The following is a 12179-nucleotide window of genomic DNA, read 5'->3' on the forward strand; positions in this document are numbered from 1 at the left end:
AGGTTCGACGATGGTCCGTCCTGCCCGCAGACCCGGCCGTTTGGCCACGGCGGCCGCCGCGCTCGCCGTGGCCGTGTCCGGGTTGTCGAGTGTCCCCGCCGCCGCGGCCGATCCGCCGCAATGGCACCGCCTCACCCCTCCCCTGACCACCCCGTGGACGAATCAAGTCTCGCCGAGCAACGCTCTCCCCGAATACCCGCGCCCGCAGCTGACCCGCGACAACTGGCAAAACCTCAACGGCGTCTGGGAATTCTCCGCCGCCAAACCGGGCGATTCGCCGCCGATCAAACGCAGTCTCGACGAACGCATCCTCGTGCCTTATCCCGTCGAATCGGCGTTGTCGGGAATCATGCGGCATGAAACGTCGATGTGGTATCGGCGGACGTTCCAGGTACCGAAGAACTGGCACGTCGGCGGCCGCGACCAGCGGCTGATCCTGCACTTCCAGGCGGTCGACTACGACACCACGGTGTGGGTCAACGGCCATCAGGTCGCCCGGCACACCGGCGGTTACGACGCGTTTTCCGCGGACGTCACCAATGCGTTGACCACCGGGAAAGACCAGGAAGTCGTCGTCGGCGTAACCGATCCGAACGACGCGGGCGGGCAACCGCTCGGCAAGCAGCGCAAACCCGGCGACGGAATCTTCTACACCCCGACGTCCGGAATCTGGCAGACCGTCTGGATGGAACCGGTAACCCCGGCCTACATCTCCAAAGTGGACACCACGCCGGACGTCGCGAGCGGCTCGGTCACCGTCAACGCCGTGGTGGGCGGACCGGTGAAACAACGCGTGCAAGCCATCGCCTACGACCACGGCCGTATCGTCGGCTACGTGTCCGGACCGGCGAACACTCCGTTGAAGCTCAAGGTGAACCGGCCGCATCTGTGGACTCCGGACGATCCGTTCCTGTACGACCTGCGCGTGTCACTGTCCTCTGGGGACAGTGTCGGCTCGTACTTCGGCCTGCGGTCGGTCTCCGTCGGGAAGACCGCGGACGGCAAGCAACGGATGATGCTCAACGGCAAGTTCGTCATGCAACTCGGCCCACTGGACCAGGGTTTCTGGCCGGACGGCATCTACACCGCACCGACCGACGCGGCGCTGAAGTTCGACCTGGAGCAGGAAAAGGCGCTCGGGTTCAACATGGTGCGCAAGCACATCAAGGTCGAACCTGATCGCTGGTACTACTACGCGGACAAACTCGGGCTCATGGTGTGGCAGGACATGCCCGCGATGAAGGACGACGTCGAGGCGACGCCCGCGGCGCAGGCGAACTTCGAATCCGAACTGCACCGGATGATCGACCAGCACCGCAGTTTCCCGTCGATCGTCACCTGGGTGCCGTTCAACGAGGGCTGGGGCGACTACGCCGTCGGCCGGATCGCCGACCAGGTCAAGGCCTGGGACCCGACGCGGCTCGTGGACGCTGAGTCGGGCGTGAACTGCTGTCGCTCCGAACCGGACAGCGGCCGCGGCGATCTCTACGACGACCACACCTACACCGGCCCCGGAACCCCTGCGCCGGACGCTAACCGTGCTGCCGTCGACGGCGAATACGGCGGCCTGGGCTTGAAGGTCGACGGGCACCAGTTCGACCCGGCAGGCAGCTTCGCCTACGAGATGGAACCGGACAGCGCCACGCTCACCCGGCGCTACGCCGAACTCCAGCAACGACTGCTGCTCGCTGGAAGGCAGTGCGGGGTGTCAGCAGGCGTGTACACGCAAACCACCGACGTGGAGAAGGAGGTCAACGGCTTCTTCACCTACGACCGTCAGGTGAAGAAGATGGACTTCGCCGCCGTCCGAGCCGCGAACCTGTCGGTGATCAACGGCGTGGACGGTTCCCCGCAACAGGGTCCGGTGATCCCGCCAGGCACTCCCGGCATCGACGGAATCGCCGCGTACCCGTTCGACGAGAACAGCGGCACCACGGCGGCAGACACCGTGGGCCACCACGACGCGACGCTCGTCGGCGGCGCTTCCTGGACCGCCGGGCACAGCGGTTCGGCCCTCGCGGTGAACGGCTCCGGCCAGTACGCGGACACCGGTGCCGCGCTGGCGAAGACCGACCTGAGCTACAGCGTCGCGGCATGGGTCAAGTTCAACGCGGTAGGCGACGGTTTCCAGACCGTGGTGAGCCAGGACGGCAACGACCACAGCGCGTTCTTCCTGCAGTATTCCGGCGCGGACCACAAGCTGGCGTTCAGCTTCGTCGGTACGCGGGCCCTCGCGCCGATCACACCGGAAGCTGGGCGCTGGTACCACCTGGTCGGTGTCCGTGACGCCGCTACCGGGCAGCTCGCGCTGTACGTGGACGGTCAGCTGGCGGCGTCGAAGAGCGTCTGTCTCGGCGAAGCGTCCACCGGACACACGGTGATCGGCCGCGGTAAGTACGGCGGGAACCCGGTGGACTTCCTGAACGGGGCGGTTGACCAGGTGCACGTGTACGACCGGGCTCTGTCCGCGGCGGAGGTGGCCAAGCTCTACGCCTCCTGACGACTGGCGAAAGGAGCGCCTGGACCTGTGAGTTCGCAGGTCCAGGCGCTTTTATTTCCCCGGTCCCGATACCATTCCCCGGCCCGAGACACCGAGCCCCGAGGAGCCCAGCCGTGCCATCCGCCCCGCCGGACGAACTGGCTCCCACCGGTACCCGCCACCGGGTTGCGCGAGCAGCGACGGAAGTGCTCGCCCCCTGGGTGTGGGTGCTCGGCTTGCCGCTCGTGGTCGCCTGGCAGGTCACCGGACACCACCTCGGCGAAGCCGTGCTGTGGGGCCTGATCGTGGGCATCACCGGTTCCCTGATCCCGATGGCGGTCATCGTGCGCGGCGCGAAACGCGGGAAGTGGGACAGCCACCACGTGACCAACCGCGCCGGGCAGCTGGTGCCGTTCGCGGCGTGCATCGGCTCCCTCGCGCTCGGGTTCGTGGTGCTGCTCGTCGGCTCCGCGCCCCACGAGATGATCGCGCTGGCCGCCGCTGAGCTGGCCTGTCTGGTCGTCGCGCTGGCGGTGACCTTCGGGCTGAAGTTCAAGATCTCGATGCACGCCATGGTCGCCGCCGGGTCGACGGTGATGCTGATGAAGGTCTACTCGCCGTGGCTTGCCGTGCTTTTCCTTGCCGTGGCGTGGGTTTGCTGGTCGCGCGTCGAGCTGAAAGACCACACTGTCGCGCAAGTGACGGTCGGTGCGGTGGCTGGCGTCGTGGTCGGCGGGGCGGCTATCTAGGGCTTGCCGCCATGCTCGCCTGAGACTCGCTTCGCCCGCACTCGCCGATAACTCCAGATCAGCAACGCGAACAAGATCAAGCTCGACAGGATCAAACTCGTCCCGGTGCTCCACCCGCTCAGTGGAAGCGACCGAACCGTCCCCCACACGATGCCCGCGGCCAGCAACGCGAGCCCGGCCAGCACCGAACCGGCGATCCGCCACGGCGAAGACACGCTGTCCTCGGCGGCTTGCATCGCCCGCGTCCGCACCGGGTCGACGAATCGCTGCAGCGCCGGGAACTCCGCGGCCAGCACCAGCAACCCGGCGAGCACCAGCAGCAGTCCCGGTCCCGGCAACACGAGCAGCACGACCCCGACGATCACCAGCACCCCGCCGACGACCGAGAGGAGCACCCGGCGCACTGGCTTGCCCAATCCCATCGGGTCAGTGTGCCGTCCGGCTCGCAGTGCTGCCAGGCGAAACCCTCCCGGACTGTCCATACTGGACCCACTTCGGCGACCAATCTCGGGACGGAGCGCGCGGTTTTTGTCGGTGCTGAATGCTTAGCTGCTCAACGTGGTCGAAGCACTGCCTGACCTCATCCTCCGCTGGCAGGCGGGATGGGGCTCCTCCCGAGGCTTCCGTCCTGCCGAACAAGCCCGCGGCGGGCTGCACGTCCTGGTCGAACGACCGAGTCGGCATCGCGAGATCGTCGCGCTGTCCGCCGAACCCGAGATCCTCCGCGGTCTCGCCGACGAGGTGGCGGCAGCGGCACGCCCGACCTGGCTGACCGTGCCGACGAACCGGCCTGAGTCAGTCGAGGCGATCGTGCGCGAGGCCGGTCTGAAGCTGCGCGACGAACGCGAAGCGCTCATGACCATTCCCCTGCGACGACATCCACCGCGCCCGGCTCCGCCGCCCTACACGTGCGCCACCACCATGAACGGAACGGTGTTCGAAACCGTGCTGAGGCATCCCGATTCGGGCGTCGCGGCGCGAGGAACTATGGCCATGGTCGGCACGGACGCGATCGCGGACCGGATCGAAACCGTGCCCGAGCACCGCCGCCGCGGTCTCGGCAGCGTGGTGATGAGTTCTCTCGCGGGAAGCGCTGTGGCACACGGCGCGACCAACGGAATTCTCGTCGCCAGCGCGGACGGGCAACAGCTGTATTCAGCGCTGGGCTGGACCACGCGCGCCACCGTCCTCATCGCGCAAACCCCGGCAGGCTGACATGGAATGGCTCACCGACACCCGGACTTCGTACGACACGGTCGCGGAGGACTACGCGATCTTCGTCCGCGAAGCGCTCGGCAAACAGCCGTATCTGCTTGCCGCACTGGGGTTATTCGCCGAACAAGTCGGCGATGGCCCGGTCGCCGACATCGGCTGCGGCCCCGGTCAGGTGACCGCCCACCTCAACGGCCTCGGCGTCGCCGCGTACGGCGTCGACCTGTCCCCCGGCATGATCGAGGTGGCCCGCCGCGACTACCCGACGCTGCGGTTCGAGGTCGGTTCGATGACCGACCCGCTGCCCGCCGCGTCGCTGACCGGGATCGTGGCGTGGCAGTCGGTCATCCACCTGCCCGACGACCTGGTCCCGGCCGTATTCGCGAACTTCCGCCAAGCCCTGCGCCCCGGCGGATTGCTGCAACTGCTCTTCCACGTCGGCGACGAAACCCGGCTCAAAACCGAGGGCTACGGCGGCCATCCGATGAAGCTCCAGGTACACCGCCGTCCACGGCAACGCCTGACGACCTGGCTGCGCGACGCCGGATTCACCATCGAGACCGAACTGCTCCTCGACCCGCAAACCCCGGCGCCGCAAGCGATCTTGACCGCCAGGAGCCGCCGCTAATGACCAGCCAGCTCCACGCGCCGCCGCAACCTCTCTTCCAGGTCGGTGAGCAAACCCCCGCTCAAAACCGAGGGCTACGGCGGCCACCCGATGAAGCTCCAAATACACCGCCGCCCACAGCAACGCCTGACGACCTGGCTGCGCGACGCCGGATTCACCATCGAGACCGAACTGCTCCTCGACCCGCAAACCCCGGCGCCGCAAGCAATCTTGACCGCCAGGAGCCGTTAGTGACCAGCCAGCAACTGCTCGAACGACACCGACGCGTACTCGTCATCCGGCTTCGCCTCAGGCGCCGCCGCGACCAACTGCGCCAACTCGCGACCGGCCCGCTCCACACGCTGCTGCAACGCACCCGTCGCCTCGACGCTGCCCCAGTCCGACGACGCCGCGTACACGCCTGTCGCGACCACAGTCGCGCGAAGGTAGGCGAAGAGCGGCCGCAGTGCGAAGTCGAGCGCGAGCGAATGCCGTTCCGTACCGCCCGTCGCGGCGAGCAGCACCGGCTTGCCGTCGAGCGCTTCCTTGTCCAGCACGTCGAAGAACGATTTGAACAGCCCGCTGTAGGAAGCGGTGAACACCGGCGTCACGGCGATCAGGCCGTCCGCGCGCGTCACGGTGTCGATCACTTCCCGCAGCTGCGGGCTGGGGAACCCGGTGAGCATGTTGTTGGTGACGTCCACCGCGATGTCGCGGAGTTCGAATACCTTCACCGTCACGTCGTCGTCGACCAGGGCGGCGCGGGCGGCCTCGGCCAGCCGGTCGGCCAGCAGCCGCGTCGACGACGGCTGGCTCAAACCCGCGGTGACCACGGCGATAGTGCGTGCAGTCATGACCTCTCCACTAAGTCCGGCGAATCCAGTCCGGCGAAACCCTGTTCAGGCGGTGACGGCCTGGGCTTCGCGAGCCGCCTTGAGCGATTCGTGCGTGGGCGCGTCCGGCACGTGCGCCGGGCGCTTCGCTTCCAGTTCCTTGCGCAGCACCGGCACGACCTCTTCGCCGAGCAGGTCGAGCTGCTCCAGCACGGTCTTCAGCGGCAGGCCGGCGTGGTCCATCAGGAACAGCTGGCGCTGGTAGTCGCCGAAGTGCTCGCGGAAGGTCAGCGTCTTGTCGATGACCTCCTGCGGGCTGCCGACGGTCAGCGGCGTCTGCTCGGTGAAGTCCTCCAGCGACGGGCCGTGCCCGTACACCGGCGCGTTGTCGAAGTAGGGCCGGAACTCGTTCCACGCGTCCTGCGACTTCGGCCGGATGAACGCCTGCCCGCCGAGCCCGACGATGGCCTGGTCGGCCTTGCCGTGCCCGTAGTGCTCGAAGCGCTGCCGGTAGAACGCGATCAGCTGCTGGAAGTGCGAGGTCGGCCAGAAGATGTGGTTCGCGAAGAACCCGTCGCCGTAGTAGGCGGCCTGTTCGGCGATCTCCGGGCTGCGGATCGAACCGTGCCACACGAACGGCGGCACGCCGTCGAGCGGGCGCGGCGTCGAGGTGAAGCCCTGCAGCGGGGTGCGGAACTTGCCCTGCCAGTCGACGACCTCCTCTCGCCAGAGCTGGTGCAGCAGCGCGTAGTTCTCGACGGCCAGCGGAATGCCCTCGCGGATGTCCTTGCCGAACCACGGGTAGACCGGGCCGGTGTTGCCGCGGCCCATCATCAGGTCGAGCCGTCCGTCGGCCAGGTGCTGCAGCATCGCGTAGTCCTCGGCGAGGCGCACCGGGTCGTTGGTGGTGATGAGGGTGGTCGACGTCGAGAGGACGATCTTTTCCGTCCGCGCCGCGATGTTCGACAGCAGCACCGTCGGGTTCGCCGGCGCGGCGAACGGCGGATTGTGGTGCTCTCCGACGGCGAAGACGTCGAGACCGACCTCTTCGGCCTTGAGCGCGATCCTGACCATCGCCTTGATGCGCTCGTGCTCCGAGGGCGTAACGCCCGTGGTGGGGTCGGTCGTGACGTCGCCCACCGAGAAGATTCCGAACTGCATGACCGCTCCCTAGCCGGTTGCTTGTTACCTTGCTTGTCGGCACAACTACTCGCGTGGAAGATGTATTCCAACGGGACTATACCGGTGACCTGGGACACGCTGCGGGACACCGTCGGGGGCGCAGCGGCCAGATCCTGTCGGGGGGTGCGGATATCCTGCAGTACGGTGACGGCCCGGGGCCCCTGCTCCGGCCGCCTGTTTGCCCACCGAACAGCTCGCCTCGATCCGGGAGAACGACCTCGTGACTGCTGAGACTCTGTACGGGGCCGACGACCTGACCCACCTCGAGGGACTCGAGGCGGTCCGCAAGCGCCCCGGGATGTACATCGGCTCCACCGACAGCCGCGGCATCAACCACCTGTTCTCCGAGGTCGTCGACAACTCCACCGACGAGGGCGTGGCAGGCCACGCCTCGCGCATCGTCGTCACGCTGCACGGCGACAGCAGCGTCCAGGTGGACGACGACGGCCGCGGCATTCCCACCGGCGTGCACGCCAAATCCGGCCTTTCCGGCGTCGAACTGGTGCTGACCCGGCTGCACGCCGGCGGCAAGTTCGGCGGCTCCGGGTACAAGACGTCGGGCGGCCTGCACGGTGTCGGCGCCTCGGCGGTGAACGCGCTGTCGCACCGCTTCGACGTCACGGTGAAGCAGGACGGCAAGGTGCACCAGATGTCGTTCGCGCACGGCGTGCCCGGCGTGTTCGACGGCCCCGGCCCGAAGGCGAAGTTCACCCGCCGCTCCGGGCTCAACCTCGTCGGCAAGATGAAGCGCGGCGAACGCAGCGGCACGTCCATCCGCTACTGGTACGACTCGCGGTACTTCGAGACCGGCGCGGCGCTCGACGTCGAAGGCGTGCGGGCGAAGCTGCGCAACACCGCGTTCCTGGTGCCAGGCGTCACGTACGTGCTGCGCACCACGTTCGAGGACACCATCAACGAGGAGACCTTCCACTTCCCGAACGGGATCGCGGACATGGTCGACTTCCTCGCCCCGGACAGCGAAAAACCCGTCTGCGGCACGCTGATGATCACCGGCGAGGGCACGTACAAGGAGAACGCGGCGGACGCCAACGGCGTCATGCAGTCCAATGTGGAGCGACACGCGGAGATCGAGGTCGCGCTCCGCTGGGGCACCGGCTACGAGCGCACCGTGGAGTGCTTCACCAACACGATCCGCAACGTGCACGGCGGCACGCACCGCCGAGGGTTCGACCGCGCGGTCACCCGCGCGCTGCAGGACGTGATCGGCAAGACGCGCGGGCTGCTCAAGCCGAAGGAGGACCCGCCGACCACCGAGGACGTGCTGGAAGGCATGACCGCGGTGATCCACGTCCGGCTGCCGGAGCCGCAGTTCACCTCGCAGACCAAGGACGAACTGTCCACGGCGGGCATCACGCGCGTCATCCAGGGCATCGTCGACAAGCAGCTGCGCGCCTGGACCGAGGACCGGAAAACCAAGTCCGAGGCCAAGATCGTCCTGCAGAAGGTGGTCGACGCGGCCCGCGTGCGGCTCACCCAGAAACAGCAGAAGGACGCCGCCCGGCGCAAGACCGCGCTGGAGGGCGCGGCGATGCCGCCGAAGCTGGTCGACTGCCGCACCACCGGCGTCTCGCGCAGCGAGCTGTTTCTGGTGGAGGGCGACAGCGCCCTCGGCTCGGCGCGCATGGCGCGGGTGTCGGAATACCAGGCCCTGCTCCCGTTGCGCGGCAAGATCCTCAACGTCCAGAAGGCCTCGCTCGGCGACACGCTGAAGAACGCCGAGATCGCGTCGATCGTGCAGGTGCTCGGCGCGGGCACCGGCCGCACGTTCGACCTGACGACGATGCGCTACGGCCGGGTGATCCTGATGGCGGACGCGGATGTCGACGGTTCGCACATCCGCACGCTGCTGATCACGCTGTTCGCGAAGTACATGCGCCCGGCGATCGAGGACGGCAGGCTGTACGCGGCCATGCCGCCGCTGCACAAGATCACCACGAAGGGCCGCGGTTCGGAGACCATCTTCACCTTCACCCAGCGCGAGATGGAGCAGAAGGTCGCCGAACTCGAAGCGGCGGGCAAGACGGTCGTCACGCCGGTGCCGCGGTTCAAGGGCCTCGGCGAGATGGACGCCGACGAACTGTGGGAAACCACGATGAACCCGGCGACGCGCTCGGTCCGGCGGATCACGCTGGAGGACGTCGAGGCCGCGGAGCTGGCGCTGGAACTGCTGATGGGCGAAAAGGTCGAGCCGCGGCGCAACTGGCTGGTCGAATCGTCCGACCGCGTCGACCGCGACGCCATCGACGTCTGAGTTTTCCGTTCGTTCCCAAGGAGTTGTGAGCCATGGCTCGCCGTAGCAAGACCCCGGTGACCCGGGTCGACCCGAGCGCGTTCGACTCGCCGGGCGCGCAGGTCTTCGACAACCCGCTGAAGACGGAGATCGAAGACTCGTACCTGGAATACGCGTACTCGGTGATCCACTCGCGCGCCCTCCCGGACGCCCGAGACGGCTTGAAGCCGGTACACCGCCGGATCCTGTTCTCGATGAACGAGAACGGCTACCGCCCGACGCACGCGTACGTGAAGTCGTCGCGCGTGGTCGGCGACGTGATGGGCAAGTACCACCCACACGGCGACGTGGCGATTTACGACGCGATGGTCCGGCTGGCGCAGGACTTCTCGATGAACGCCCCATTGGTCGACGGGCACGGAAACTTCGGGAGCCCAGACGACGGACCGGCCGCCTCGCGTTATACCGAGGCCCGGATGTCGAACGAAGCGATGCTGCTAGTCGGCGAACTCGGCGAAGACACCGTCGACTTCCGCCCGAACTACGACGGTTCGCTCGAAGAGCCCTCGGTGCTCCCCGCCGCGTACCCGAACCTGCTGGTCAACGGCACGTCCGGGATCGCGGTCGGCATGGCGACCAACATGATCCCGCACAACCTCGGCGAGGTCATCGGCGCCGCGCGGTGGCTGATCAACCATCCGAGCGCCACGCTCGACAAGCTGATGGAGTACATCCCCGGCCCCGACCTGCCCACCGGCGGCAGCCTGCTGGGCCTGGACGAGGTCCGCAAGGCCTACGAAACCGGCCGCGGCGTGGTGCGGATGCGCGCGAACGTCGAGACCGGCCCGCTGGAAGGCAGCCGCGGCCGCCAAGCCATCACGGTCACCGAGCTGCCGTACGGCGTCGGTCCGGAGAAGGTGATCGAGAAGATCACCGACGAGGTCAACAAGTCCAAGCGGCTCACCGGAATCGCGGACGTCAAGGACCTCACCGACCGCGAGAACGGCACGCGGCTCGTCATCGAGTGCAAGGTGGGCGTCAACCCGCAGGCGCTGCTCGCGGATCTGTACCGCCTGACGCCGCTGGAGCAGTCGTTCGGCATCAACAACCTGGTGCTCGTCGACGGACAGCCGCAGACGCTCGGTCTGAAAGCGCTGCTGGAGGTCTTCCTGCGGCACCGCTACGAGGTCGTCACGCGGCGCACGCGCTACCGCCGCCGCAAGCGTGAAGAGCGCCTGCACCTGGTCGACGGTCTGCTGGTCGCACTGCTGAACATCGACAAGGTCATCCGGCTGATCCGCGAAAGCGAAAACGCGGCCGCCGCGAAGGACGGCTTGATGACGAAGTTCAAGCTGTCCGAGATCCAGGCGACCTACATCCTGGACACCCCGCTGCGCCGCCTCACGAAGTACGACCGCTTGGAACTGGAGAGCGAGCAGGAAAAGCTGCGCGCGGAGATCGCCGAGCTGACCACGATCCTCGAAGACGAGTCGGTCCTGAAGAAGCTCGTCTCGACGGAGCTGGCGAAGATCGCCAAGGACTTCCCCACCGAGCGTCGCACCCGCCTCATCGACGGCGACCTGAAGGAAGTCCTGGCCGCGTCGAAGCCGTCCGGCCCGCTGGAAGTGGCGGACGACCCGTGCCAGGTGATCCTTTCGGCCACCGGCCTGGTCGCCCGCACCGCAGCGGAATCCGAAGAGGCGTCGGAAGTCCGCCGCCGAAACGGTCGCGTAAAACACGATGCCGTGTCAGCCGTCGTACACACCACCGCGCGCGGCCAAGTGCTGCTGGTGACGAGCCGGGGCCGCGCCTTCAAGACGGATGTGCTGCCCCTGCCAGTGCTCCCAGAACAAGCAGGCACCGTGTCGCTGCGCGGCGGCATGGCAGCAAAAGAACTGGTACCGCTGGAAAAGGGCGAACGCGTCGTAGGCATCGCGCCTTTGGGCGAGCAAGCAGGCAACTCGCCAGGCCTGGCCATCGGCACCCGCGCCGGAGTAGTGAAGGTCTGTGCCCCGGAGTGGCCAGTCCGCTCGGACGAATTCGAGATCATCTCCCTCAAGCCCGGTGACGAAGTCGTCGGTGCGACCTGGCTGACCGACGGAAACGAAACCCTGGCCTTCATCTCGTCGGACTCGTCCCTGCTCCGTTTCGCCGCAAGCCTGATCCGCCCGCAAGGCACCAAGAGCGGCGGCATGGCAGGAGTGAAACTGTCCGCGAACGCCACCGCGGTCTTCTTCGGTGCCATCCGAACCGACGACGAAGAACACGGCGAACCGATGGTCGTCACCGCAACGGGTCAAAGCGTGAAGGTCACGCCCTTCAGCGAATACCCGGCAAAGGGCCGAGCCACCGGCGGCGTGCGAACCCACCGTTTCCTCAAGGGAGAAACCGAAGTCCAGGTCGCCTGGATCGGCCCGCGCCCAGCAGGCGCGAGCCGCACCGGAGACCCAGTAGAACTCCCCGAGGTCGACCTCCGCCGCGACGGCTCAGGCCACGCCCACCCCGGCCCGGAAGTGGTGGGCCACCTCATCGAACGCGGCTAAGCAACACGCGAAAGGCATGGGTGCATCTGCGCGCTACGGCCCGCACCCACCCGATGCATCCGTGAGGGGAACCCTGAGGGACTCTGATTCCCTCAGGGTTCCCCTCACGACCCATCGCCGCCACCGCAACGCCCCCATGCCACATTCGGTGCACCCCACGCACCAACGCGGCATTCGGTGCATCTCACGCACCCAACGCCACATTGGGACGCAAGCCCCACGACCAAACCGCAGCCGATGCACCCAACGCCACATCGGGGCGCTAGCCCCGCCCACCCGCGAACCGCAGCCGATGCACCCAACACCACACCGGGGCGCTAGCC

At 67.4% G+C, this 12179-nt stretch carries 10 protein-coding genes; 7 read left to right on the top strand and 3 right to left on the bottom strand.

Annotation, left to right across the window (positions count from 1 at the left end):
• Positions 1-10: 10 nt before the first annotated feature.
• Together D0D37_RS36585 and D0D37_RS36590 are read left to right on the top strand one after the other, a co-directional pair.
• Positions 11-2500, top strand: coding sequence for a LamG-like jellyroll fold domain-containing protein (locus D0D37_RS36585; RefSeq protein ID WP_116205160.1), 2490 nt, complete (start codon positions 11-13; stop codon positions 2498-2500).
• 113 nt (positions 2501-2613) lie between these two features.
• Complete coding sequence (locus tag D0D37_RS36590) at positions 2614-3228, top strand: hypothetical protein (protein WP_116205161.1); 615 nt, start codon at positions 2614-2616, stop codon at positions 3226-3228.
• Here D0D37_RS36590 and D0D37_RS36595 read toward each other — a convergent pair.
• Positions 3225-3650 (bottom strand): PGPGW domain-containing protein, encoded by a 426-nt coding sequence (locus D0D37_RS36595; RefSeq protein ID WP_116205162.1) that lies wholly within the window; start codon positions 3648-3650, stop codon positions 3225-3227. The genes D0D37_RS36590 and D0D37_RS36595 overlap by 4 nt on opposite strands.
• A gap of 136 nt (positions 3651-3786) precedes the next feature.
• On the opposite strand from D0D37_RS36595, the gene D0D37_RS36600 reads away from it, so the two are divergent.
• Genes D0D37_RS36600 through D0D37_RS36610 form a run of 3 tightly spaced genes read left to right on the top strand, consistent with a single transcriptional unit; the run spans position 3787 to position 5299 of the window.
• Positions 3787-4443, top strand: coding sequence for a GNAT family N-acetyltransferase (locus D0D37_RS36600; protein WP_244223804.1), 657 nt, complete (start codon positions 3787-3789; stop codon positions 4441-4443).
• A 1-nt stretch (position 4444) separates the two neighbouring features.
• Positions 4445-5068: a class I SAM-dependent methyltransferase gene (locus tag D0D37_RS36605; protein ID WP_116205164.1), complete on the top strand. Its 624-nt coding sequence runs from the start codon at positions 4445-4447 to the stop codon at positions 5066-5068.
• A 45-nt stretch (positions 5069-5113) separates the two neighbouring features.
• Positions 5114-5299, top strand: coding sequence for a hypothetical protein (locus D0D37_RS36610; protein WP_208720304.1), 186 nt, complete (start codon positions 5114-5116; stop codon positions 5297-5299).
• Here the strand turns inward: D0D37_RS36610 and D0D37_RS36615 are convergent.
• Both D0D37_RS36615 and D0D37_RS36620 read right to left on the bottom strand, forming a co-directional pair.
• A complete protein-coding gene (locus D0D37_RS36615) occupies positions 5296-5901 on the bottom strand; it encodes an FMN reductase (protein ID WP_116205165.1) in 606 nt (201 codons plus the stop codon). The genes D0D37_RS36610 and D0D37_RS36615 overlap by 4 nt on opposite strands.
• A gap of 45 nt (positions 5902-5946) precedes the next feature.
• Positions 5947-7041: an LLM class flavin-dependent oxidoreductase gene (locus D0D37_RS36620; protein ID WP_116205166.1), complete on the bottom strand. Its 1095-nt coding sequence runs from the start codon at positions 7039-7041 to the stop codon at positions 5947-5949.
• A 241-nt stretch (positions 7042-7282) separates the two neighbouring features.
• On the opposite strand from D0D37_RS36620, the gene D0D37_RS36625 reads away from it, so the two are divergent.
• Together D0D37_RS36625 and D0D37_RS36630 are read left to right on the top strand one after the other, a co-directional pair.
• The gene (locus D0D37_RS36625) at positions 7283-9334 is read left to right on the top strand and encodes a DNA gyrase/topoisomerase IV subunit B (RefSeq protein WP_116205168.1); all 2052 of its coding nucleotides are present in this window, start codon (positions 7283-7285) and stop codon (positions 9332-9334) included.
• Positions 9335-9366: 32 nt separating this feature from the next.
• Entirely contained in the window at positions 9367-11856 is a 2490-nt protein-coding gene (locus D0D37_RS36630; RefSeq protein ID WP_116205167.1) for a DNA gyrase/topoisomerase IV subunit A, read from the top strand.
• Positions 11857-12179 lie beyond the last annotated feature (323 nt).

It is taken from the genome of Amycolatopsis circi, from assembly GCF_003385235.1.
GTDB lineage: Bacteria > Actinomycetota > Actinomycetes > Mycobacteriales > Pseudonocardiaceae > Amycolatopsis > Amycolatopsis circi.